Below are 25,398 nucleotides of genomic sequence, written 5' to 3'. Positions count from 1 at the left end.
TCGAATTCGTTACATATGAAGTTTGATTCAATTGTTCAATTACTACGTTTTTCATCATCATTTTCTTCGACCTCCTTTTAGAATTTTTCACTTACATTGGTAAGTATATCCACAAAAACCAATTTTGTAAACAATAATTTGAAAAATTATGCAAAAATGTTGTCTTGCCTACTGAACGGCCGTGAAACAGCAACCATTTCGTATGTATTTACTGTTTCGAATATCAGATATTCGCCGTTAAACAGATATATTCGCCTTCAAAAATTTTTATTCGCCGTTATTTTCATATATTCGCCGTAAGCGACCTTTTATTCGCCAAACTCAAAACATCACACACAGCATTACACCCCCAAAAAAAGCGCACAAAAAAAACGCCTCTCAGGCGTTTCTATTTCTTCATCAAATATTCGTCGCCGCCTTCAGTTTCTGCAAGTAAAGAACGGCATTTACGTGAGCGCACAAAAAAGAAGATCGCTCCTGCTAAAAAGAAGACAGATGCTGCTGTCATAATATGTGAATCAGCCAGCGCTTGTTCCGTTGGCAGAATCATTCCTAAATAAAAAAACGAGCCTACAGCCAGAAGGGAGATCGCAAATCGTTTGAAATCTAGCATTTTTTCATATAAACCTTTTGCATTTTGTTTCATCTCATCACCCCGTTGATGTGTATGTCTCTCTCTTAAAAACTATAAATCTACTTTAACATGCCTGACAGGGTGAGAGTATATGTAAATTATGTAAATAAGACTGGTGCGTTGCTGCACCCGCTCTTATCCCATACTGCTAAAAAAAGACTCCCCGTCAAGGAGAGTCTCAAGCATCAGTATTAATCTTCCAACGCATTCTTCAAATCTTCAATTAAATCTTCCGCATCTTCTAATCCAACCGAAATGCGCACAAGACCTTCTGTAATGCCCAGTTCCGCTCTGCGTTCTGCCGGAATCGATGCATGTGTCATTCGTGCTGGCACTGAAATTAAGCTTTCTACCGCACCAAGGCTTTCTGCGAGCGTGAAGTATTTAATCTTTTTCAGAAGCTTATCAGCATTTTCGCCGCTGCCGACATCAAAGGAAACCATTCCGCCAAAGCCGCCAGCCTGCTTTTTGGCAATCTCATGGTTTGGATGCTCTTCTAGGCCTGGATAGAATACCTTTTCAACAGCAGGGTGATTTTTTAAGAACTCTACAATATCATGTGTATTTTTCTCGGTTTCTTCCATGCGCACGCCTAGTGTTTTAATGCCGCGCATCAATAGCCAAGAATCCTGCGGTCCAAGTACGCCGCCAGTGGAATTTTGCACGAAATGCAGATCTTCGGCTAATTTTTCACTGTTCACAACAACAAGTCCTGCCACGACATCACTATGTCCGCCAATGTATTTCGTTGCACTGTGCAGTACGATATCAGCACCATTTTCGATTGGTGTCTGCCAGTAAGGAGTTGAGAATGTATTATCAACGATTGTCAGCAGATTATGCTTTTTCGCTTCTGCCACTGCCCCTTCGATATCTGTAATTTTCAAGAGCGGGTTTGTCGGTGTTTCTAAATATAATGCAACTGTATTCGATTGAACCGCCTTTTCGATATTGTCCAGATTGCTAGTATCCACAAACGTAGACTCAATCCCAAAGCGATTTAACACTTTTGACATGACACGGAAAGTACCGCCGTACACATCGTCTGTTAAAATGACATGATCGCCGCTCTTAAACAGCATCATCACAGCTGTAATGGCCGCCATTCCAGAACCAAAGGCAAATCCAGCATGGCCGCCTTCTAGATCTTTAATCAGTTCTTCTAACGCATGGCGAGTTGGGTTGCCTGTACGGGAATATTCAAATCCGCTATGCTTTCCTACGCTCTCCTGCTTGTAAGTGCTTACCTGGTAAATGGGAACAGATACAGCGCCAGTATGCGGGTCACCAGCGATACCGCCGTGAATCAGCCTTGTTTTTCTTTTCATTTAAATACCTCCATCGAAAATCTTTTTACTTAAGTATCGTTCACTGGCATCCGGGAAAATAACCACAATATTGGTTCCTTCCGGTGCCTTTTTCGCTTCCTCCAGGGCAGCATGAAAAGCGGCTCCTGAAGAACTTCCAACCAGTAACCCTTCCTTTTGTGCCAGCTCTTTTACTCGTGCGAACGCATCAATATCCAGAATGGTATGAATCTCGTTAAAATAGGCGGGATCCATGTAGTCCGGCAAAAACTCCATGCCAATTCCTTCTGTTTTGTGGGGACCAGATTCTCCTCCATTTAAAATAGAGCCTTCCGGTTCCACAATCACTGTTTTGATCTCTTGATTTTGCTCTTTTAAATAGCGGGCTGTTCCCATGAATGTGCCGCCGGTTCCTGCACCAGCTACGAAAATATCCAATTGGCCGTCCATCTGCTTATAAAGCTCTGGTCCAAGTGTTTTGTAGTAGGTGTCTGGGTTTGCCGGATTTGCGAATTGCTGCGGGCAGTAAGAACCAGGAATTTCTTTTAATAATTCCTTCGCCTTTCTGATGGCCCCAGCCATTCCTTCGCTTGTTGGCGTATGGATAATTTCCGCTCCAAGCGCTTTCATGATTTCCTGCTTTTCGATACTGAATTTCTCGGGCATGCAGACGATAACCTTTACTCCATGTTTGATGGCAGCAAGCGCTAAACCAATGCCCGTGTTGCCGGCAGTCGGCTCAATTACAGTGCCGCCTTTCTTCAGCTCTCCGCTGACAAAAGCCGCATGTAAAAGCTCCTGGCCAAGGCGGTCTTTCACACTGCCGCCCGGATTCATAAATTCGAGCTTCGCAAAAAGGCGGACAGCCTTTGGAAGCTCGAACTGGGTGATTTCAACGATAGGAGTATGGCCGATTAATTCATGAATGTTTTTATATACGTTCAAGCCAATCAATTCCTTTATTTAGCCATTATTTTTAATGGAAGAAGTGATGCTCATGACTAAGTTTGCTGAGTGCAATGCTGCTGTTTCAAGAAACTTGTCAAATGAAATATCAGATTCCTTGCCGGCGATATCGGATAGAGATCGAATCACGACAAATGGAATGTTAAATTGGTGACAAACCTGTGCAATTGCAGCTGCTTCCATTTCAACTGCCTGCAAATCTTCAAACTTTTCTCTCACTGCTTCTACACGGACAGGGTCGCTCATAAACGAATCTCCTGTTGCGATTAAGCCGCGCACCACCTGAATGTCGCCTGATTCTTTTGCACATTCCTCTGCAATTTTCACAAGCTTTTCATTTGCTGTAAAAGCTGCAGGCAGCTGTGGCACCTGACCATATTCATAGCCGAATGCTGTTACATCCACATCATGGTGTCTTACTTCTGAAGAGATCACGACATCGCCGACATTCAGTTCTGGGTTTAATCCGCCAGCAGAACCTGTATTGATCACATAATCCGGCTTGAAGCGGTCCAATAAAACGGTTGTAGACATTGCTGCATTCACTTTTCCAATACCTGAACGAAGCAGGATCACGTCTGCTCCATCCATCTCACCTGTTGTATATTCACAGCCTGCAATTGTTTCGACTGTTTGATTCGTTATTTTGTCTCGTAGGATCGTTACTTCTTCTTCCATTGCTCCGATAATTGCAATTTTCATTGTTTTTTTACCTCTTCCTTATTTTTTAACTCCTTCCATAATCCAGACAAAATCATTTACACGAGAAAATGTTACTGTAAAGTTGTTTTGTTCCATGAAGGCTTTTAAAACAGGGATGGTTGTGTAATATTCCCTTTGCAAGTCTTCAGCTAAATTATGGAAGCCGTTTTCCTGTGCAGAAGCAATTGCTTCCTTATATGCGTCCTCTGTCTCATACATCGTGTCCGCAAACACTATTTTACCACCAGAGGGAAGAAGTTTTCCATAATTGCTAATGGCATAGCCTTTCTCTTCATCTGTCAGATGGTGAAAAGCATAACTGCTGACAATCGTATCCACCTGTCCTTTAATCGCAAAGTGAAGGAAATCGCCATCGAGAATCTCAGCTTCGCCGGCTAGCTTGGTTTGTGCTACTTTTCTCATCGCAGGAGAAGGCTCGATCCCCGTAACAGTTAAACCATTGTCTAATAGCTTCCTTGTCAGATTCCCAGTGCCCGGGCCAAATTCCAGCACCCTTCCAGAAGAGCGTTTTGCGACTTCCTCTAATAAGGGATCATAATGCTTAAAGACTTCTTTATATTCAATATCATGCCCTGTAACGGTATCATCATAACTGTCTGCCCAATTTTCAAAAAGCTCAAGAAATTCTTTTCCCATTTTGTACTCACTCTCCATAAACTTATAATTCCTATGAGTATACTATGAATTAAAATAAAACTTGTTCCCAATGTACCATAGGAAGTGGCAACTTTCAATTATCAACCCTACTTTTCAAGAAATTTTTATTGTTATAAAATAAGCATAACATCACAACAGAGAGGATCTTAAACACATGAATATTCATTTTGATTATATTGAAGATAAAGTGGAATTTTTCGAGGCGGTCGACTTAAAAACACTGGAGGTCAAAATCAACGCCCAAATCGAGGAAAATAAACCTTTAATGCTGCGCGTTCACCATGTTGGCCATCAGATGCATGTGGATGAGAAAGGGAAAACGTTTTTTACGGCGGTTGTGCATTTTAAGGCGAAATAGCAAGAAAAGCAGAAGCTCCTTTCATAGGCACAACAAACTTAAGATGAGTCTAGACGAAAGGGCGTATTTTGACCTTTCCTCTGGCTTATCCTTTATGATCTCTAGTCCCAGTTCCTAGAGCTAGACATATAGAAAAGCTGAAATGCCCGATTAGCTTGGACAACTTGTGGAGCTAGTACGTCAAGCTAACATTAAACAGCAAAAACCACTCACATGAGTGGCTTTCCTCTTTTATTTCTATTGAATCTCTCTAAGCTCTTCCACCTTCACCGGCTTCCAGCCTTCACCGTCAATCCAATCAATATAAACACGGTAGTTTTCAGTTCGGTCTTTTGAGCGGACGGTTGCAACGGATTTATTGACACCGTTATTGCCGAGGAAGATTATAGTCATATTTTCTTCAGGAAGACCTGTTGCATAGGTGATGGCTTTCACACTTTCCTGCCAGTCCACTGAACTTGAGTCATATACCGCACTTGGGTGCTCTGTTTGCACAGTGCCTACTGGCTGCCACGCTGGATTTTCAATCGTGCGGATGATGTTGGAATCCTCACTGCCTTCTGTAACGACCTCCTGACTGGAATCAGCTGGTGCTACTTCATCGGAAGTCTGTTCTTCATTTTCTTCGTTTTCATTTCCAGACGTTTCTTGATCTTCTTGTGTTTCTTCATCTTCTGTATCAGCTGGCTCCGTTACATCCTCTGTGGTGTCGGCAGGTTCATTTTCATTGGTTTCTGTTGTCTGTTCTTCATTTTCAGCTCCGTTTGCTGCCTGGTTATCATTGTCATTTCCTGAAAAAACGGCATAGGAAACGATGATGATCAGCAATAATACAACGACAATTAAACTATTTAAAATGATGTTGGTTTTTTTACGCTTTGATCGTTTTCCATATCTGGAATATTCCTCTTGATTGCCTTTCATCGTGTTCTCCTCCCAAAAAGACATTCTTTATTAGAAAGTATGTGCATTTTTATAGACAGATTTGCTGAAAACCATTCTATCATGAATAGCAGGAAAACAAAAAGAATCCTATTCTTCTTCAGGCTAAAAGGGAGAATGGCACCAGCAGAAATCTCTTCATTCACCTATATATGACGGGTATGCCAGTCCAAAAGTTTCATTTTTTTCTCATCGATTGTTTTCCTGATCATAGGCATGCAGCTTTTCGACCATTTCGGCAAAGAGAGGATTCACTCCGCCTGAATTAGCCGGCACTCCAAGATTAACGGCTACAAGCGCATATTTCGGCTGTTCGTATGGAAAATATCCTGCAAACCATTTATTATGCAGTTCTACTCCGCCTGACATAGCACCTGTTTGCGCGGTTCCCGATTTTCCAGCTACAGCATATGGCAAGTTTTGAAACCATCTGCCTGTCCCTTCTTCATCAAGGACAACCTCCCTCAGCAGCTTTTGCATATTTATGGCTGTATAAGGTGATAGTGTATCACCCGCAAGTGACTTCTCCTTAAATTCCAGCAGTGATGTATGGTTCTTATATTCAACACCTGATGCAACACGAACCATTTCTTTTTTCCCGCCTCTAGCAATAGCCGCCATCATATTAGCAACCGCAAGCGGAGTTGCGCGAACCTCATGCTGGCCAATTCCTGTTAAACCGACGAAATTACTGTCTTCTCTCGCATCCTCTGATAAAAAGACTCTGCCTTTTTCTTCATCCTGCAGCTGATGGAAGTCTTCGAGATGATAGAGATCTCCATGCCAGCCAACTCCGCCTGTTAATGAGAGCTTTTCGGCGTACTCCTCCAATATATGCGGGTCGATCTCTTTTAATTCTTTTGCCAGTGTGGCAAATGTATTATTACAGCTTCTCGCAAAGCTATCATTAAAATGAAGCATTCCATGATCATAGTTTAAATCAGGATCACCTGTAATCGTTTTGCTGCAATCAAACAAACGGCTGGAGTCGTTCAGCTTATAATCGATGGCGGCAGCGGCTACGACCGTTTTAAAAACAGAGCCCATAATCTGCTGCTTGACCATAAGATTTTCGCTCCCGCCTGTTTCTTCATCAAAAGGATTATTTTTGTTAATCACTGGACGTGAGACCGATGCAAGCACGGAATTGGTTTCAATATCGATTAGTACTAAACCGCCTCTCTTTATTTCATGTTTGTCTGTTAGCTCTTCGGCCAGTTCTTGAATATCATGGTCAAGCGTCGTCCGAATATTGACGGGATAATATGGGTTTGCTGGCTCAACATATTTAACATCAATCCCAAACAATGGCCCTCCGATGGCATCCACATGATAAACAAGCTTTGAATTCCCTTCAGGCAGCAGAAATTCATCGAAGCTTTTCTCCATTCCCGTAACGCCCACCATCGTATCCTCAGAAAGCTGTTTGTCCGGATAACGCTGCTGGACGACCTCCTTGTTCATGCTGGTGATGCCAATTAATTGTTCTGCGGGATTATCCAGAAGATGATATTTCTTGTCTACGGCAAAAACACCAGGAATTTGCAGCTCATTGATTTGATCCATTTGCGCACTTGTCAGCTCTAAAGGTTTAGGTTCTCCATAAGCAATCGGCTCCTTTGCCTGCTCAACCGCATGTCTTAAGGCATATTCTGAGGCTCCTGTTATATCAGAAACCTGCTTCACATCCCACTCCATGTTTGCTAAAAAAGGAAATAGTATGAGTACTGGCTTGTATGTATGTGTAAGCGGGTTACCATGACGGTCTAAAAAATTGCCTCTGCCTGTATCTAAGACCATTTCCTGAGATCTCTGCTGCACGCTCGCTTCTAATAAGTTAATCCCATTCTCTGTGAAATTTTCAGTTTGAAGCAATTGGATCTGTGCAAGTCGTCCTAATAAAACAGACAGAAGGACCATACAAGCAGCTAAAATAAAAACAGCTCTTTTTCTCCACATAAAAAACACCTCGTCAAAAGTTTTGACGAGGTTTCGGTATTTCAAACTTATGAAGTTAAAATAAAACCGCTTACTTAATCGATACGATGCGGACGTTCATGTCACCGCCTGGTGTTTGAACAGTTACTTCATCTCCAACTTTGCGTCCAAGTAAGCTTTTTGCGATTGGAGAATCGTTTGAGATTTTCCCATCGAATGGATCTGCTTCAGCACTTCCCACGATTGTATATGTTTCTTCATCACCGTCTGGAAGCTCAACGAATGTCACAGAGCGGCCTAATGAAACGCCATCTGTGCTCATATCTTCTTCTTCAATTATTTTCGCGTTGCGGATCATATTTTCAAGCGTTGTGATTCTGCCTTCAACAAATGCTTGCTCCTCTTTTGCAGAATCATACTCAGAGTTTTCTGATAGATCACCGAAACTGCGGGCAATCTTAATTCTTTCAACTACTTCTTTACGCTTTACTGATTTTAATTGTTCTAATTCTTGTTCAAGCTTTTCTTTTCCTGCCTGTGTCATTGGAAATACTTTTTCTGTAGCCAAGATCTTCACTCCTTCTGTATTCACACACCCAAAGGGGCATTTGTGTCAAAATATATGTACACTGTTCACATTTTAGTTAAAATGCACAGGAGCGCGTCCTTTATAAAAGGGCGCGCATTATTTCATACATTATAAAGCATTAACACGATGTGTCAATCCTTTTAAGAAAATATGTTCCTTACATTTTCTATGCTATTGTTTCATAAAATAGACTTTTGTTCAAGAATTGTTTTGATTTTTGTGACCATTAAGTCAATCGCCACATGATTATGACCACCCTCAGGGATAATCACATCAGCATATCTTTTCGTCGGTTCAATAAATTGATTATGCATTGGTCGAACGACGTTAACATATTGTTCAATAACAGAATCCATTGAACGTCCACGCTCTTTAATGTCTCTAAACAAACGGCGAATTATGCGCAAATCTGCATCTGTATCAACAAAAAGCTTGATATCCATAAGATCGCGGAGGCGTTCGTCCTCTAAGACTAAAATACCTTCTAAAATAATAACATCCTTTGGTTCAACCATAATAAATTCATCTGATCTTGTGTGCATCGCATAATCATAGACTGGCTTAGCAATCTCCTCATGATTAAGCAATTTTTGAATATGTTCAATAAGCAGATCATTATCAAATGCAAGTGGATGATCATAATTGGTTTTTAACCGTTCCTCAAAAGGGAGATGTCCCTGATCTTTATAATAGTAATCCTGTTCAAGCAGCAGGATAGAGTGCCCTTTAAAGCTTTCATAGATAGATTTTGTAACGCTTGTTTTTCCAGAGCCTGAGCCCCCTGCTACACCGATAACAACTGGTTTGCGACTCATTTTTTAAATCTCCTTCCGCATCATGTTATTCGGGTAAACGGGCTGATCCACTTTGAAATGTACAATTTGCAATGGATGACGTGCTGCATCCAGTTCATTGCCTTTTTCGTCCCAAATTTTATCCACAACAACCTTGAAATTTTCGATTTCCGGACCAAAGAATTCAACCTCTTCACCCGGTTTAAAGAAGTTACGCTGCTGCAGTGTAACCACTTGTGTTTCTTCATTATAATCAAGAACAAGTCCGGCAAAATCAAAGTTCGTTTTCTTGCTATGATTGCCAAACATTTGCTCTTGAACCCCAGGTACGCCCTCAAAAAAGGCTGGAGCTGTTTCTCTGTTTGCACATTTATCAAGCTCTTTTAGCCACTCTGGCTTGATGACAAAGTTTTCTGGATCTGCACAGTAAGCGTCAATCACTTTGCGGTATACGCTGACAACTGTTGCAATATAGTGAATAGACTTCATTCTTCCTTCGATTTTTAAGCTGTCAATGCCCATCTCAATCATGCGCGGAATGGATTCAACCAGCTTCAAATCCTTAGGACTCATCGCAAATGCTTCATCTTCATCAGTGAAAAGCGGTACTTCTTTTTCATCCTCAAGCTGATATAAATCATAATCCCAGCGGCATGATTGACAGCAACCGCCGCGGTTGGAATCACGTGCTGTCATATGGTTGCTCAGCGTACAGCGTCCAGAATAAGCAATACACATTGCACCATGAATAAAGGTTTCAATCTCAATATCAACCTTTTCCTTCATTTCCTGAATGTCCTCTGCACCCGTTTCACGGGCAAGCACGACACGCTCTAAGCCTTCTTCTTTCCAGAATTGAACGGCTCTCCAGTTAGACAGTGACTGCTGAGTGCTTAAATGCACTTCAACATCCGGCGCTACACGGCGGCATGTTTCAATAATAAGCGGATCTGCAACAATAATGCCTGCCACTCCAGCTTCCTGTAATCCTTTTAAATAGTCTTCAAGACCATCAATGTTTTCATTATGTGCAAAAATGTTGGTAGTAACATAAATTTTCGCACCATACTTACGGGCAAATTCAACGCCCTCTTTCATTTCCTCAAACGTAAAGTTGCCTGCATTTGAGCGAAGGCCATATTCCTGACCGCCAATAAAAACAGCATCTGCTCCATAATGTACAGCGATTTTTAGTTTTTCCAGGTTTCCTGCTGGCGCAAGAAGCTCTGGCTTTTTCACAATGACACGCTTTCCGTCGACGATTTCTGAAACTCTATCACTCAAGGTCGTCATATGCTGCCTCCTTCTGCTATTAATAAACCGTTTCTTTAAAGAAAAAGCCTGTATCAAGCGATCTGTTTGCCGGCTGAATTTCTTCTACCTGCTGCAGAAGCTCGTCTTTTATATCTTCATATTCGTCTGGATCTTTGCTGCAGATATCAATCGCTTTGCGGTAAAGCCCAGTAATTGTCGTAATATACTCTTCACTTTTTAAAATTCCATCAATTTTAAAAGAATCAATGCCAGCTTCGATTAGCTCTTGAAGCTCATCAATGATGCAGATATCATTCGGACTCATGATATGTGTGCCATTTTCATCTTCAAAAATCGGATATTTATTTTCACGTTCTTTATCATGCAGGAACATATTATCTTCCTGTGTTCTATTTTCAACCTTTAAAGCTTTTCCTTGATACTCATAATAATTACCAAGCAGGGAGCGTTTTGATTGGAACATGGCTGTCATGCCATGAACTTGAACCTCAATTTCAACTTCCGCATGTTCTTTGATTTCAATAATGGCATCCATATTAATTTCCCGGGCAAGAACTGCTCGTTTTGATCCTTTTCTGCCCCAGTAGTTACATGTATACCAGTTCGTTGCAGTGGTTTCTGTATTCCAATGAAGCTTCATATTTGGCGCAGCTGCTTTCGCTGCCATCAGAACAGCCGGATCACCATAAATAACAGCATCTGCTTGTACCTCATTTAAAAAGGAGAGATACTCATCAAGTTCTGCTACACGGTCATTATGAAAAATAGCATTCATCGCTACATACACTTTTTTCCCATGTGCATGTGCAAGTTGTATTGCTTGTTTCACATCTTCTCTGGAAAATTCAGCTGGCAGCCGCAGACCATAACGCTGTTCTCCGATGACAAATGCATCTGCTCCGGCAGAAATTAACTCTTCAATATGCTGAACTGACTTAGGAGTCACTAACAATTCAGGCTTTTTCATATTATTCACCTCTTTTTACTGATTGCAATACCGTCACCTACAGGAAGAATTACTGTGTCGTAATCTTCATGTGACATAAGCCATTCGTTAAACGCATTTATTTTTTTCACTAAACTGCGGATACGCTTATTTTCAATCTCGTCTTCACACACTAGCCCTTTAAATAAAACATTGTCCGTGATAATAACACCATCGTCTTTTAAAAAAGGAGCATACATTTCAAAGAAACGCTGATATTGTCCTTTGGCCGCATCAATAAAAATAGCATCATACGGTCCGTGTTGCGCCACTTCCTGCTCCAGTTCAAGTGCATCGCCCGTCAGTTGAATGATTTGCTCTTCGCGTCCTGAACGCTGGATAAATTGCCCGGCAAGTTGGATTCGTTCTTCGTCTCTTTCTAATGTAACAATTTTGCTATCAGGTAAAGCCAGTGCCATTCGAAGTGCAGAATAGCCAATCGCCGTTCCAACCTCCAGGATGGACTTTGCCTGCTGAATTCTTAATAACTGAAGCAATGCTTCAATTCCGACCAATTCCATAATAGGAACGCCATTTTCCTCTGCATACTGTTCCATTTCCATCAGCAGAGGAGGGCGTTCGTTCGTTAATTTTTCTATATAAGTATGCAGCTTATCATTTTGCAAACTGCCCTCACCTCTTATTATCCATTTAGACATGAAAAAATAGCGTTCACTGGAGCATGTACAAAAGCAGCACTTTTGCAAAAAACGAGCCATTCGGCCCACACCGTGATTGACGCTATCGTCTACTCTATAAACACCTCAATTATTTTACCATAGTTTCCGAAAAGTGCAAGGGGCTGGTGATTCAAGGGACGTAGTTGAAAACCGCCTCGCCATGTAAACAATTGAGATAGGGGGAGGCGATTAACCTCCATTTATCCCTCTCACACCACCGTACGTACGGTTCCGTATACGGCGGTTCCGATTAAGTCGAACGCTGTAAGTCATATCTAGCAGAAATACTTTTTAACCCAAGGGAAAGCCAGTAGGCTTTCCCTAATGTTTTATGAAGAATTGGACTTTTGGATATCCTCCAATAAGCCTTTCTTGTATTTCCCCATTCATATGCTTTCCCTTTCGAAACACCTAGTTTAATAAGTTTCTTGACCTTCGTTTGGGGAAGTTTCCATTCCTTCCATCGAATCATTCTTAACCTTCGATTAAGCCATCCTTCGAGTTTTGCGATTACTGAACGGGTATCTGCTAAATGATAATAATTAACCCATCCCACTAGATATTGGTTAAGGTTATGAATCCTATCTTCCATGGCAATTGACCTTCGTCTGCTTGTAAGCTTTCTTATTTTATCTTTAAACCGTTTAACTGATTGGGGAGATATTCTCACCTTCGGTTTTAGATTACTTGTAAAACTGAACCCAAGAAATTTCCTTTTCCAAGGGCGGTCTACAGCACTTTTATCCTTGTTAACCTTCAGTTTAAGATTCCTCTCGATAAAATGGGTCATTGCCTTCATAACTCTTTCTCCAGCTCTTTTAGATTTCACATAGATATTACAATCATCGGCGTAGCGGACAAAGCGATGTCCTCTGCGCTCCAGTTCTTTATCCAGTTCATCCAACACAATATTCGAAAGTAAAGGGCTTAAAGGTCCACCTTGCGGTGTCCCCTCAAGGTTAGGACTGACAAGTCCGCCTTCCATAACACCAGAGGTTAAGAACCGTCTTATTAGTTTGAGGAGAGTACTATCCTTTATCCTCATGGCTAATTTACTCATTAATCTATCGTGGTTAACCTTGTCAAAGAACTTTTCAAGGTCAATGTCGACTACCCATCGATAACCCTCTTCTATATAGCTTTGGGCTAATTTAACAGCCTGGTGCGCTCGCCTGTTAGGGCGAAAGCCGAAGCTACATTCAGAGAAACTAGGGTCATACATTCTGGTAAGCACTTGGGTGATTGCTTGTTGAATGAAACGGTCTGTCACGGTTGGGATTCCCAGTTTCCTCTTCCCTTTGCCGTCTGGTTTCGGGATTTCGACTCGACGGACGGGGGATGGGATATAGGTTCCCTCGAAGAGGGATTTTCGCAGTTCGCTCCAGTTGAGCATAATATGTCCACGAAGAGCAGTGACGGGCATTTCGTCCACTCCATGTTTTCCCTTATTCTTTTCTACTCTTTTAATCGCATTAAGTAGGTTTTCCCGTGACATGATTCGTTCCATTAACATTGATATAACCTCCCGCGTAAATAGGTGTTCTGTTTGTGTCCTTTTCATTCTCCACCCTGTTTAATGACCCCCGCGGATTCACCGTTTCTTTCATTAAACAGGTACTATGTTTTCTGTTTCATCGAATGGAAAGATACGCCTAGTTCCTATTTTCCATAACCGGTTCAGCCCTTCCTTATCCTCTTAAGCGAATAAGTACTATGGCTTCTGCTGACGCCTGTCGTTCAACTTATCCTCACGGATAGGCTTACCGCATGAGTACGGCATATCGACAGGTTCTCCCCGGGTAAGAGTACAGACTTTCCTTCCATGTCTCCGCCTCATTTACTATGTGACACCTTTGGCAGTATGGACTTTGTCTTGTATTGCAGACTCACCCAATGTCATCTAGCCTCATATGAGATTCGTGTTCCTCAGAGCGGAAGTTTGCCGCCGACTTCCTTCAGATAGGAGGGTCACCCCGCATATCCTTGTCTTAAGCTACGGCTACTACTGCCTTCGCCGTTCGGGACTCGCACCCTAGAGCCTGCACCCATGCCGGGCACACAATTAGAAAAAGAAGGCCAATGCAGGCCTTCTTTTTCATTGTATTCTACTGATTCGTTATATGCTCTGCTTTTTTCTGATTGTGTTCATCTAATGTAGTAGAGAACAGCACTTCGCCTGTTCCTGTTGCCAGGAAGTACAGGTATTCAGTTTCTGCAGGATATAGTGCCGCTTCTATAGAGGAAACACCCGCATTTGCGATCGGTCCTGGTGTTAGTCCAGTATTTTGATACGTATTATATGGGGAATCAATCTCTAGATGTTCGTATAAAACTCGATCTAGATGCTCACCATGTGCATATAAAACGGTTGGGTCTGTCTGAAGCGGCATGCCCGTTTTCATTCGATTATAAAAGACACTCGAAATAGACTCTCTGTCTACTTGCTCTGTTGCTTCTTCTTCAATTAGTGATGCCATGGTCAATAGCTCATGTACCGTCATTTCCTGGGCACCCATTTCACCAGCGTATTCATTGATCACCGCATTTGTTTTATCCAGCATGACCGTGACAATTTCTTCTACTGTTGGATCTTCTTTATAAAATGGATAGGTGGCTGGGAATAAATAGCCTTCCAGCGGATAAAGGACATTCTCGCCTAAAATTTCATCTGTTAATAGATTAGGATACTTAGCCATTAACGATTCAATAAATGTCTCCTCGTTGAGCTGTTCAAATACAGCTTCACCTTCCTGGCCGATTTTTTCTCCAATAATGCCGGCAATCTGCTCAAGCTGCTTCCCTTCCGGTATAGTCATCTGGAAGACAACCTCGTCCATTACCGATCCTGTTTTTAAACTGCCAATAATTTCATCTAAAGTCATGGAAGGCTTCATATCATAAGTGCCTGCCATAAAGCCAGATTCATTTTTAAGTTTGACATAGTATTTAAATACACGGGCATCTTTAATAATTCCGTTATCCTCTAACACTTGGGCAATGCCTGTTACAGATGAACCAATTGGAATTTCGACTGGCTTTACAGTATTGTTCTCAGGATCAGCTGGTTTAATAGCTGAGTTAATATACAAATAGCCACCGCCAGCTATTCCTCCAATAATAAGGATTAATACAATCATTGTGATAAACACAATTTTTCTAACCACTTTTGCTTCACTTTGCCGTTCAGTCAGTTTTTGGCGAATAATCGATTTTTTATCTTTCGTTTCATTTGATGACAAACATTTTCCCTCCTACTCAGGCGGACATGTCCAGTTCATTTCATTTCAACATACCCTTCCTCATAAAATCGAGGATTTGCCCTTCTGCTCTCATATCTCGCATTATTATACTATATTTTCTGAGTGAAGTCGCAAAATATTACAATTAGTATGAATAAATTACAATTATCTCCAAAAATCTTGTTGTAAACACTTATTACATGCACAAAAAAACCTCCAGATAAAATCTGAAGGCTTTTCTTTTTATTCTTCTTCCTGCTCCGCTAAGAATGTGTTCAGCATCTCTTCAATAAGATCCCATTCTTCGTCCGTTTCGATCGGCTGAAGCTCGCCATCTGTATTGTCATCGCTAGGGATGAAGGCTGATGCATGAATTTCGATTTCTTCTTCATCATCTTCTTCGCCAATTGGATAGTATAATACATATGATTTTCCGAACTCGTCTGAGTTAAATGTAAATAGCACTTCGCAAAGCTGCTCGTTGCCTTCCTCGTCTACTACTGTAATATTTTTTTCACCGTGATCCATTTTCTTTCACCTCATTAATTTTGGCTATTCAAGAAGCCTTGTAAAATCATGACCGCAGCCATTTTGTCGATGACTTGCTTGCGTTTCTTTCGGCTGACATCTGCTTCTAAAAGCACGCGTTCTGCCGCCATTGTGGTCAGACGCTCGTCCCATAGGACAACAGGCAGACCGAAAAGTCTCTCAAGCTCGCTCCCGTAGAACTGGCTTGCTTCGCCGCGCGGGCCAACAGTGCCATTCATATTCTTCGGGAAGCCTACAACAATTTTACTGACTTCATGTTCTTTAATAATTTCACCAATACGATCAAATCCAAACTGCTTTTCTTCTTCATTGATCTTTATGGTTTCTAAGCCTTGCGCTGTCCATCCAAACGCATCGCTTATTGCGACGCCGACTGTTTTGGAGCCGACATCTAATCCCATCGTCCGCATGTTTATCCCTCTCGCTGCTGTTTCAAGTATGATTTGACAAGTTCTTCAATAATTTCATCCCGTTCCAGCTTGCGGATCACATTACGAGCGTCCTTATGGCGTGGAATATAGGCAGGATCTCCTGAAAGCAGATAACCGACGATCTGGTTGATGGGGTTGTACCCCTTTTCCTGAAGCGCTCCATACACTTGGAAAAGCACATCATTTACATCCTGTTCAATCGGTTCCTCAGGAAAGTTGAATCTCATTGTTTTATCAAATGAGCTCACGTTTTACACCTCGCTTTACCATTTGAGCGATATATTCGTCGCCACGCACAGAAATACCTTCTAGAGCATGACCACTGATGGTTACCTACATTCTACACTACTTTTGCCTGAGATCAAATTGATTTCACCCATTCAGCCGCAAATTGCAGTGCTTCTTCCAGCTTTTCAGGATCCTTGCCGCCTGCCTGTGCCATATCTGGACGGCCGCCGCCGCCACCGCCGCAGCGTGAAGCTACTTCTTTCACTAGCTTTCCGGCATGGTAGCCATTTTTAATCAGATCTTCTGTTACACCAGCAATCAAGTTTACTTTGCCCTCATTTGCGCTGCCTAAAACGACAATCGCTGAACCAAGCTTTTTCTTGAGATCATCTGCCATGTTGCGAAGATTGTTCATGTCAGAAGCTTGTACTTTTGCCGAAAGCAGTTTAACGCCATTGATTTCCTGCACCATGTCAACAAGACTTCCTGCTTCAATGTTCCCCAGCTTTGCCGCTAATGATTCATTTTCACGCTGAAGCTGTTTCATTTCACCTTGAAGAACGTCGATTCTGGACGGTACATCCTTAAGATTTGTTTTTAATTTCGAAGCTGCATCTTTCAGAGTCATGATTTGCTCATTCATCAGTGCATAAGCACCTTCACCTGTTACCGCTTCGATTCTGCGTGTTCCTGCGCCGATTCCGCTCTCTGATTGAATTTTAAATAAACCAATCACAGATGTGTTCGGAACATGGCAGCCGCCGCAAAGCTCAAGGCTGTAATCGCCGATTTGAACCACACGGACCACTTTGCCGTATTTTTCACCAAACAATGCCATCGCACCCATTGCTTTTGCTTCCTCAATGCCTTTATGCTCGATATTGACTGAAAGACTGTGCCAAATCTTTTCATTAACGATTTGCTCAATGTTTTCTAACTCTTCAGCCGTAATTTGCCCGAAGTGTGAAAAGTCAAAGCGAAGGCGATCTGGCTCAACTAAAGATCCAGCTTGATTGACATGTGCGCCTAAAACATCTTTTAATGCCTGATGAAGCAGGTGTGTTGCTGTGTGATTTTTAATAATCTTAGAGCGGTTAAACGCGTCCACAACAGCCTTCACAGAACTGTTCACCTTAAACGTTCCTCTTGAAACAACTGCACGGTGCAGGTTTTGTCCGTTTGGAGCCTTTTGAACGTCTTTTACATGAACAGTCACTCCGTCAGCCTCAAGTGTACCTCTATCAGCAATCTGTCCGCCGCTTTCAGCATAGAAAGGCGTTTGATCTAAAATAAATTGAACCTCGTCCCCTTCTGCTGCTTCATCTGCAAACTGTCCATCTTTAATAATTGCCAAAACATTTGCTTCGCTATAAAGATTTTCATAGCCGACAAACTCACTTTTCTCTTTATAGTCTCCAAGTACACCTTCCTGTACTTGCATGGAGTCAACATCCTGACGAGCAGAACGGGCGCGGTCACGCTGAAGTTCCATCTCATGCTCAAAGCCATCATGATCGATTGTCATGCCTTCTTCTTCAGCATACTCTTCTGTTAATTCAACCGGGAAGCCATATGTGTCATACAGACGGAACACGTCAGATCCCTGAATCACTGTGCTGCCTTTTTCTTTTTCACTTTTTATAACAGTCGAAAGAATTGCCAATCCTTCATTTAATGTTTCATGGAAACGCTCTTCTTCGTTTTTGATTACTTTTTGGATAAAGTCTTTTCCTTCTGTAACCTGTGGATAGAAATCCTTCATCACATCGCCGACAACGTCAACTAACTCAAACATGAACGGACGGTTAATTTGAATTTGCTTCGCGTAACGAACCGCTCTTCTTAGCAATCTTCTTAGTACATAGCCTCGGCCTTCATTGGATGGCAATGCTCCATCACCGATTGCAAACGCAACAGTACGAATATGGTCCGCAATAACCTTAAAGGCCACATCTGCCTCTTTGTTCTCGCCATATTTTACACCGGAAATTTCTTCAGTAGCATTGATGATCGGCATAAACAGGTCTGTATCAAAGTTTGTTGGCACATTTTGAACAACAGAAGCCATACGCTCAAGACCCATGCCTGTATCAATGTTTTTCTTTGGCAGCGGTGTGTATGTACCATCTGGATTATGGTTGAACTCAGAGAACACCAGGTTCCAAACTTCTAAATATCGTTCATTTTCTCCGCCTGGGTATAGTTCTGGATCATTCTCATCGTTTCCATACTCTGGACCGCGATCATAGAAGATCTCCGTGTTCGGACCGCTTGGGCCTTCTCCAATATCCCAGAAGTTCCCCTCTAAACGAATGATGCGCTCTTCAGGAACTCCGATTTTTTCACGCCAGATGCTGTAAGCCTCATCATCCTCCGGGTGAATGGTTACAGATAGCTTTTCTTCTTCAAATCCAATCCACTTTTCAGACGTTAAAAATTCCCATGCAAATTCAATCGCTTCTTCTTTAAAATAATCACCGATAGAAAAGTTCCCTAGCATTTCAAAGAACGTATGGTGACGAGCTGTTTTCCCAACGTTTTCGATGTCATTTGTACGAATTGATTTTTGCGCATTGGTAATACGCGGATTTTCAGGCACAACGCGGCCATCAAAATACTTTTTCAATGTTGCTACACCGCTGTTGATCCACAAAAGGGACGGATCCTCATGCGGTACAAGGGAAGCACTCGGTTCAATAGCATGCCCATTTTCTTTGAAATACTCTAAAAAGAGGCGGCGAATATCTGATCCTGATAAATTCTTCATCTTTATTCCTCCAAAAACAATAGTTGTAATCTTTTGAAAATACAAAAAGCCCTCATCCCAAAACAGGGACGAGGACTATACTCGCGGTACCACCCTGATAATAACAGAGCTGACTCTGCTATCTCTCAGATCCTTAACGCGGAAGACGGCAGGGATTAGCTGCATTCAGGATTAGCGTTCTGTTATCCTTCACCCAGGGATTCTTCCAGCCTTGGAATCCCCTCTCTAAAAAGTGGTCTATAACATACTTGTTCCATCAATATGTTGTTTGTATAAATACATTTATAAGCGCATTATAGCGATAAGAAAGGCGGTTTGTCAATGCTTCACAGGCTCTCGTTCCCTCTTTTTTGAAAAATGCTTTTTCGCATGCAAAAGGCTGACTTTTAAGACGGCCAGTATCGGAACAGCAATAATCAAACCCAGGATTCCGGCTGCCTCTCCCCCTGCTAAAAGCGCAAGCATGATCACGAGCGGATGCATATGAAGACTATGCCCCATAATGAAAGGAGAAAGAACATTTCCTTCAAGAAACTGCAGTACGAGCACAATCCCAATAGCAATCAGCACCATTTTTGTGGACATCGTTGCGGCAATAATGACAGCCGGAATGGCTCCGATAATCGGACCAAAATAAGGGATGACATTGGTTATGCCAATAATCAAACCTAAAAGCAGAGAATACTTAATCCCAAACAGCCAAAACAAAATGGCTGACAAGGATCCGATGACGATACAAACAAGCAGCTGACCTCGGATATAGCTGCCTAGTGACTTATCAACATCTTTTAAAAACAGCAAGCCTTCCTTCCGCCACCTGCGGGGAGTTAAATACCAAGCCGCTTTTTTGACAAGAGGATAATCTTTTAACAAGTAAAAAGAAATAAAAGGAATCAGCAGAAGCATCACAATGTCATTCACAAAATTCATCATCACAGCCAAAATTTTCGTCAGCAAGTTGTCTAATGCTTCCTCAGCCGCTGTAATGCCGCTATCAACTCTTGTCTGCAATCCTTCTGGCCACATTGACGTTTTCTCCTGAATCATCTGGACCCAACTTCGATATTGCTCACTAAATTGAGGAGCACTTTCCGTCAAATCCCTAAGCTGATGAATAAAGGCTGGAATCCCTTTGTATAAAGCAAATCCAATTCCACCGAAAAAAATAATATAAATAATACAAATGGCCACACCTCTGTGCATCCCTGTATCATGCAGCCGCTCCACAATCGGATGAAGCAAATATGTAATAAACGCACCGATAATGAAAGGAATCAATACAGCTAAAAAAATATCCAGCACCGGATGCCACAACGTCTTTAATTTTAAAAAAACAAAAATAACAATAAACAAAAGCAGCAAAAACCCTAATCGGTAAAACCACTTTATAGGGATATTCATTGAAGTCCGCCCCCTCACTGGATAGTGTGAGAGAGAAGAGGGAGAATCATACATTTATTTTGGAGGGGAGATGGTTTTCTGCGCTTATTGTTTCTGTCAGGGTGGATTTTTTGGAGTGGCGGGCACTTTTCGGCTTCTTTGTTCCCTTCAACACTGATTTTTCCAGCTGACAGTCACATTGCTCCTTCTTTTGTTTCTTTCACCATCGAATTTCACAGCTAGCGGACACTTTACTTCTTCTTTTGTTCCCTTCACCGCCGATTTTTTCGGCTGACGGGCACTTAACCTCTTCTTTTGTTCCCTTTAGCATCAATTTTCCCGGCTGACGAACACTTAGCTTCAAAGCGCTAAGAAAACGAAACACTCCAACATAATAAAAATAGGGATACCAATTCATCTGCGAATTAGTATCCCTATAACAATCTTAAAACAGTGCTTTTGTCATTTTCTTCTGTATTTTTTTCATATTTCTTGATGAGAACATTTTGTTTTTTTGAGTGGCATTGTAAACAGCATATCCAGCTCCGATAAGTGCTGCTGAGGTTAATATTTTGTTCATCTAACACACCTCGATCCGCTAAATTTTCGTCACGATGAATAGCGGCGCTCATCTTCAGCAAACAAGTCGTCAAGAGAACTTAATGATCCATCTTCTTCAACTTGATGGGTATTGATCATTCCTTTGGATAATGATAGCTCTATAAAGCATCCCCAGCAATAATACTGATTGATGCCAATTTTTCCGATATCCTTGCTTCCGCAATTTGGGCACTTTAACATAGACGTAAGACACCTCATTTTTATTTTACATTTACAATGATGGCGTCTTTTCCAATCGCAGGCGGCTCTTCTGTCTTAATGACATGTTTTCCTTCGAGCATATCTGAAAAAAAGCCATCGGTACATTCATACCCTACGATTGTGCCCACTTCTTCGGAAAAATATACATCCTCAAGCAAACCCAGCTTTTCGCCTTCTTTGGTCATCAGCATCTTGCCGGTTAAGCGATTATGGCTTTCACACGTGTATTCCCCGCCCTTTTGAATCGGCTTCATGACCGCAGGACTTGGAATCATCACACCATCCCAGCCAAATGAAGATACATCGTTAATATCAATTAGAAATGTTTTCTTTAAGAGAGCACCTTTTTTCAATAACAGACCCTTTACAAGTCCTTCCTGGGAAATAAATAAATCGCAAATACTGCCGAGTTTATCACCTGTGTTGGCGTTAAAAACGGTCAAGCCTTTTAAAAGGGAAAATGTCCTCAGGAGCGCTCCCGCCTTCCCGAACATCAGTATTCAAATCAAGTACATGCTACAGTTATTTTTATTTCTTATTGTAGCGCGGTTTATCAAAACGCTGATTTCGTTCTCCGCCATCAGCCAGCTCCTCTGAAAACTCATGTGAGCTGCCTTCTTTCATCTTATATGCCTCAATCTCTGCATAGGTAAGCTTGTTATCGTTTTTCTTTGGCATAACAGATCCCGCCTTCTTGTGTCAAATGGTAAAACTCCCCATAAAAAAACAGCCTAACTTAGACTGTTTCTATTAGCTATATTCTTTTTCCATAAAATCATACGGCGTTATATTTTCCATCCCAATCATTGGGTCAGCAGCCAGCAGAATTTCTTCGTAGGACAGATTTTCGTCGAGTTGAGGTGGAACTTCTCCGCCCTGCTCTATGATGCCGTCCTGTAATTTTTCCGTTAATCTTGTCAGTCTTGCCTGCTCATCTGCCCGTTCGACACCTATTCTGAGGGCGTCCTCTTCTCCGCATAATATTAAAAACTGTCTGCTTCGTGTAATAGCGGTGTATAACAGATTTCTCCGCAGCATTCTATAATAGCTTTTCACAACCGGCAAAATCACGATCGGAAACTCGCTTCCCTGTGATTTATGAACAGAGCAGCAGTATGCATGCGTGATCTGATTCAAGTCCTGTCTAGTATATGTTGCTTCGACTCCTTCAAAAGAAACGACAATCATATCCTGCTTTTCCGTATTTTCTTTTGCATAAAAGATGGAAACAATTTCACCCATATCGCCATTAAATACATGATTTTCAGGCTGATTCACAAGCTGAAGCACTTTATCGCCAATCCGATATGTTACATCACCAAAGGCCAGCTCCTTCCGCGATCCATCGGGATTGCTGTTGAAAATTTCCTGCAGCATCAAATTAAGCTTGTCAATTCCTGCAGGTCCTCTATACATTGGCGCCAGCACCTGAATGTCCTTGGCTGTATAGCCTTTTTTCTTCGCATTTAGAACTACTTTCTCAACAACTGCCCCAATTTGTCCTGGTCCGCATTTTATAAAAGAACGGTCAGGCTGTGGAGCGCTAATATTCGCCGGAAGCTGTCCTTTTTTCATTTCATGGGCTAGCTCGATAATGGAAGAGCCTTCAGCCTGACGGTAGATGTCCACTAAACGGACTGTAGGGAGCCTTTCTGACCTAAGAAGATCTTTTAGAACCTGACCAGGCCCCACAGATGGCAGCTGATCTTCATCACCTACTAAAATAACCTGCATATTCTCTGGCACAGCTTTAAACAGCTGATTCGCCAGCCAAATATCAACCATCGACGTTTCATCCACAATTAAAATTCTTCCCTCAAGCGGATTTTCATCATGGTGATCAAAGCCTTCACTGCCATTCCACCCGAGCAGACGATGAATCGTTACAGCGGGCAGTCCTGTAGATTCGGCCATTCGTTTAGCCGCTCTGCCTGTTGGTGCAGCAAGCAGAAACGGGAAGGTTTCTTCCTGCTTATAAGCGCCGGGATCAAGCGAGCAGCCATGCAGTTCGCCATACAGTTCCACAATTCCTTTAATGACAGTTGTTTTTCCCGTACCTGGACCACCGGTTAAAATTAGCATCGGACTCATCAGCGCCTTCTGGATCGCTTCCTTTTGCGAAGGAGCATACTGGACCCCAAGCCGTTCTTCAAGCTCACCTAATGCCATTAAAAACTCCGATTCAGGAAATTGCTGATCATATTGCGTCTGCTGCAGAATCCTTTTTATATTTGTCACAATTCCCTTTTCTGAAAAATACAAAGGCGGCAAATAGAGGCGCTGATCCTCCGCCATAATCTTGCCTTCTTCCCCAAGCTTCACAATTTCCTTGGAAATATCAGTGAACTCGATCTGGTCACGCTTATTATCCTCCAGCAGCTGCTTAACACTCGGCAGAAGGTCTCTGGCATACATAAACACATGTCCATTCTGCATGCTGCCGGTTTCAAGCATATAAAGGCATGCGGCTCTAATGCGATCAGGATGGCTGCCTGATATCCCGATCTGATATCCCAGCTCATCCGCGCGCGAAAAACCGATTCCTTCCACATCTTCAACAAGCTTGTATGGATTATTTTGAATCATATCAACCGTTTGTTCCTTATATGCCTGATAGATTCGCATTGATAGCTGCGGCCCAAAGCCATATTGATTTAGAGCAATCATGGCCTGCTCCAATCCCTGATGCTCCATTAACGTATCATAAACAAGCTTTGCTTTTTCGCCGGAAAGCTTGGGAACCCGATCAAGTATAGAAGGCTCATTCAGAATTTTAGAGATCGCATTCTCTCCAAGCTCCTCCACTATGCTTTCCGCCGTTTTAATGCCAATCCCTTTAAATAGCTCACTTGATAAATAATTGGCAACGCCCTGCTTTGTCTGCGGAATATCCTTGCGATAATGGGTAGCATGAAGCTGGACGCCAAATTTCGGATGCTCCTTCAGATCTCCGTAAAAAATATATGTCTCATGTTCATGAAGCTTTGGAAAATAGCCTGTGATCACAGCTTCTTTATCTTCATATGTATGGTTTGTATCTTCAACCCGCAAACGCAGCACCGTGTACATGTTTTGCTCGTTATGGAAAATCGTCACAAGATGCTTGCCTTTCATATATTTTTCTTCTGCACCGGAAAATAAGTTTAATGAGCCCTGCTCCTCCATTGATGGTCCCTCCCTTCAAAGGCTTTTTAACATCAGATTAAATGAGTGAGAATACCTCCAGCACTATTCCTTCTCGATCAATTTTTTCCCATAGCCTGCAAGGACATGATCAGGCTGAATTTCCAGTGCTTTATCGAAGTGTTCCAATGCTTCTTTTTCTTTTTCCTGAAAACCATATGCTACACCTAAATTGTAATATGCATCGGCATGCTCTTCATCCAGGCTGACGCACTTTTTAAATTGTGCAATGGCTTCTTCAATGAATTCCAGTCCTGCAAGACAAAGGCCATATTGGAAAAAGGCTTCCGCATCTTCTTCGTTTAATTCGGTGCTTCGCTGCAGATATGGCAGTGCAAGACGGGCCTGATCAAGCGCCATCAAAGACATGCCAAGCATGAAATAATTATCACCAGTATTTAAGCCTTTTTGCATCGCACGCTCAAACATGTTTTTAGCTTCTTCAAAGTTTTGCTCATCATAGTATAAGTTACCTGCGCTATAGTAAGCGGCAGCGGCATTTTCATCGAGGGCAATCGCCTTTTCGTAAAATTTCAGCGCTTTTTCAGGGTCGCCGACAGCTGCTAAGACGTTGCCAAAGTTTATGTATAGAACTGGATTATCCGGCTGCTCTTCAATGGCTTCCATAAAGGACTGTGCAGCTTCCTCCCATTTTCCTTCTTGCATATATTGAATACCTTGCTGATTTTTATCCATTGTTCAATCACTCCATTCACTGAAAGTATAGCATATTTTTATTTTAGGACGGAAGAAAGCCCTGAATTCAGTGATTCAGGGCTTGTTTTCAGCAATGTGTAAAAGTGATTTCCCTTTCCGGGGCGGCGGTGAGCCTCCTCAGCGCGAGCGCTGTGAGATCTCACCTTCCACTTCTCCTACCGGACATTGAGTAAGCTTCAAAGAATGAGCACCGCACGAAGAAAATGCGACAGCATTCTTGAGGTGTCTCGCTCC

At 42.2% G+C, this 25,398-nt stretch carries 26 protein-coding genes; 1 reads left to right on the top strand and 25 read right to left on the bottom strand.

Features of this window, described 5'->3' with window-relative positions; all coding sequences use genetic code 11:
* Nucleotides 1-388 precede the first annotated feature (388 nt).
* From A6754_RS07515 to A6754_RS07495, 5 genes are all read right to left on the bottom strand, one after another.
* Entirely contained in the window at nt 389-646 is a 258-nt protein-coding gene (locus A6754_RS07515) for a YrhC family protein (protein ID WP_066443250.1), read from the bottom strand.
* A gap of 179 nt (nt 647-825) precedes the next feature.
* Nucleotides 826-1,962 carry a bifunctional cystathionine gamma-lyase/homocysteine desulfhydrase gene (locus A6754_RS07510; protein ID WP_066443248.1) on the bottom strand — a complete coding sequence of 379 codons (1,137 nt, stop codon included), beginning with the start codon at nt 1,960-1,962 and terminating at the stop codon, nt 826-828.
* Nucleotides 1,963-2,886 (bottom strand): PLP-dependent cysteine synthase family protein, encoded by a 924-nt coding sequence (locus A6754_RS07505; RefSeq protein ID WP_066443246.1) that lies wholly within the window; start codon nt 2,884-2,886, stop codon nt 1,963-1,965.
* Nucleotides 2,887-2,904: 18 nt separating this feature from the next.
* On the bottom strand, nt 2,905-3,609 hold the full coding sequence (mtnN, locus tag A6754_RS07500; RefSeq protein WP_066443245.1) for a 5'-methylthioadenosine/S-adenosylhomocysteine nucleosidase: 705 nt from the start codon (nt 3,607-3,609) through the stop codon (nt 2,905-2,907).
* An 18-nt stretch (nt 3,610-3,627) separates the two neighbouring features.
* Nucleotides 3,628-4,266, bottom strand: a complete 639-nt coding sequence (locus A6754_RS07495; protein ID WP_066443244.1) for a class I SAM-dependent methyltransferase — start codon at nt 4,264-4,266, stop codon at nt 3,628-3,630.
* 175 nt (nt 4,267-4,441) lie between these two features.
* On the opposite strand from A6754_RS07495, the gene A6754_RS07490 reads away from it, so the two are divergent.
* On the top strand, nt 4,442-4,645 hold the full coding sequence (locus A6754_RS07490) for a DUF2536 family protein (protein WP_066443243.1): 204 nt from the start codon (nt 4,442-4,444) through the stop codon (nt 4,643-4,645).
* A 237-nt stretch (nt 4,646-4,882) separates the two neighbouring features.
* On the opposite strand, the gene A6754_RS07485 is transcribed toward A6754_RS07490, so the two are convergent.
* From A6754_RS07485 to A6754_RS07400, 20 genes are all read right to left on the bottom strand, one after another.
* A complete protein-coding gene (locus tag A6754_RS07485; RefSeq protein ID WP_066443242.1) occupies nt 4,883-5,569 on the bottom strand; it encodes a YrrS family protein in 687 nt (228 codons plus the stop codon).
* Between the two features lie 207 nt (nt 5,570-5,776).
* Nucleotides 5,777-7,546 (bottom strand): peptidoglycan D,D-transpeptidase FtsI family protein, encoded by a 1,770-nt coding sequence (locus A6754_RS07480; RefSeq protein WP_066443238.1) that lies wholly within the window; start codon nt 7,544-7,546, stop codon nt 5,777-5,779.
* Between the two features lie 70 nt (nt 7,547-7,616).
* Complete coding sequence (greA, locus tag A6754_RS07475) at nt 7,617-8,093, bottom strand: transcription elongation factor GreA (protein WP_066443236.1); 477 nt, start codon at nt 8,091-8,093, stop codon at nt 7,617-7,619.
* A 200-nt stretch (nt 8,094-8,293) separates the two neighbouring features.
* Nucleotides 8,294-8,929, bottom strand: a complete 636-nt coding sequence (gene udk, locus A6754_RS07470; RefSeq protein ID WP_066443235.1) for a uridine kinase — start codon at nt 8,927-8,929, stop codon at nt 8,294-8,296.
* Nucleotides 8,930-8,932: 3 nt separating this feature from the next.
* Complete coding sequence (locus A6754_RS07465; protein WP_066443234.1) at nt 8,933-10,201, bottom strand: peptidase U32 family protein; 1,269 nt, start codon at nt 10,199-10,201, stop codon at nt 8,933-8,935.
* Nucleotides 10,202-10,220: 19 nt separating this feature from the next.
* Nucleotides 10,221-11,150: a peptidase U32 family protein gene (locus A6754_RS07460; RefSeq protein ID WP_066443233.1), complete on the bottom strand. Its 930-nt coding sequence runs from the start codon at nt 11,148-11,150 to the stop codon at nt 10,221-10,223.
* 5 nt (nt 11,151-11,155) lie between these two features.
* Nucleotides 11,156-11,794, bottom strand: coding sequence for an O-methyltransferase (locus A6754_RS07455; protein ID WP_257297427.1), 639 nt, complete (start codon nt 11,792-11,794; stop codon nt 11,156-11,158).
* Nucleotides 11,795-12,098: 304 nt separating this feature from the next.
* Nucleotides 12,099-13,361 carry a group II intron reverse transcriptase/maturase gene (gene ltrA / locus A6754_RS07450; protein WP_066441994.1) on the bottom strand — a complete coding sequence of 421 codons (1,263 nt, stop codon included), beginning with the start codon at nt 13,359-13,361 and terminating at the stop codon, nt 12,099-12,101.
* 592 nt (nt 13,362-13,953) lie between these two features.
* Complete coding sequence (mltG, locus tag A6754_RS07445; RefSeq protein WP_066443232.1) at nt 13,954-15,087, bottom strand: endolytic transglycosylase MltG; 1,134 nt, start codon at nt 15,085-15,087, stop codon at nt 13,954-13,956.
* 243 nt (nt 15,088-15,330) lie between these two features.
* Nucleotides 15,331-15,615, bottom strand: coding sequence for a DUF1292 domain-containing protein (locus A6754_RS07440; RefSeq protein ID WP_066443231.1), 285 nt, complete (start codon nt 15,613-15,615; stop codon nt 15,331-15,333).
* 14 nt (nt 15,616-15,629) lie between these two features.
* A complete protein-coding gene (gene ruvX / locus A6754_RS07435; RefSeq protein ID WP_066443229.1) occupies nt 15,630-16,046 on the bottom strand; it encodes a Holliday junction resolvase RuvX in 417 nt (138 codons plus the stop codon).
* A gap of 2 nt (nt 16,047-16,048) precedes the next feature.
* Nucleotides 16,049-16,315: an IreB family regulatory phosphoprotein gene (locus A6754_RS07430; RefSeq protein WP_066443228.1), complete on the bottom strand. Its 267-nt coding sequence runs from the start codon at nt 16,313-16,315 to the stop codon at nt 16,049-16,051.
* A gap of 113 nt (nt 16,316-16,428) precedes the next feature.
* On the bottom strand, nt 16,429-19,062 hold the full coding sequence (alaS, locus tag A6754_RS07425) for an alanine--tRNA ligase (protein WP_066443227.1): 2,634 nt from the start codon (nt 19,060-19,062) through the stop codon (nt 16,429-16,431).
* Nucleotides 19,063-19,380: 318 nt separating this feature from the next.
* The gene (locus tag A6754_RS07420) at nt 19,381-20,463 is read right to left on the bottom strand and encodes an AI-2E family transporter (RefSeq protein WP_066443226.1); all 1,083 of its coding nucleotides are present in this window, start codon (nt 20,461-20,463) and stop codon (nt 19,381-19,383) included.
* Nucleotides 20,464-20,887: 424 nt separating this feature from the next.
* Entirely contained in the window at nt 20,888-21,022 is a 135-nt protein-coding gene (locus tag A6754_RS22315) for a YrzQ family protein (protein ID WP_082851637.1), read from the bottom strand.
* 29 nt (nt 21,023-21,051) lie between these two features.
* Nucleotides 21,052-21,243: a YrzR-like zinc ribbon domain gene (locus A6754_RS07415; RefSeq protein ID WP_066443225.1), complete on the bottom strand. Its 192-nt coding sequence runs from the start codon at nt 21,241-21,243 to the stop codon at nt 21,052-21,054.
* A 20-nt stretch (nt 21,244-21,263) separates the two neighbouring features.
* Complete coding sequence (locus A6754_RS07410) at nt 21,264-21,758, bottom strand: PRC-barrel domain-containing protein (RefSeq protein ID WP_306806918.1); 495 nt, start codon at nt 21,756-21,758, stop codon at nt 21,264-21,266.
* A 34-nt stretch (nt 21,759-21,792) separates the two neighbouring features.
* A complete protein-coding gene (locus A6754_RS22690) occupies nt 21,793-21,942 on the bottom strand; it encodes a hypothetical protein (protein WP_156495713.1) in 150 nt (49 codons plus the stop codon).
* Nucleotides 21,943-22,014: 72 nt separating this feature from the next.
* The gene (recD2, locus tag A6754_RS07405) at nt 22,015-24,429 is read right to left on the bottom strand and encodes an SF1B family DNA helicase RecD2 (RefSeq protein WP_066443224.1); all 2,415 of its coding nucleotides are present in this window, start codon (nt 24,427-24,429) and stop codon (nt 22,015-22,017) included.
* A 63-nt stretch (nt 24,430-24,492) separates the two neighbouring features.
* Entirely contained in the window at nt 24,493-25,143 is a 651-nt protein-coding gene (locus A6754_RS07400; protein WP_066443223.1) for a tetratricopeptide repeat protein, read from the bottom strand.
* Nucleotides 25,144-25,398: the final 255 nt, after the last annotated feature.

Source organism: Cytobacillus gottheilii, from assembly GCF_001636345.1.
GTDB lineage: Bacteria > Bacillota > Bacilli > Bacillales > Cytobacillaceae > Cytobacillus > Cytobacillus gottheilii.
This window is presented reverse-complemented; position numbering and strand designations above follow the sequence as displayed.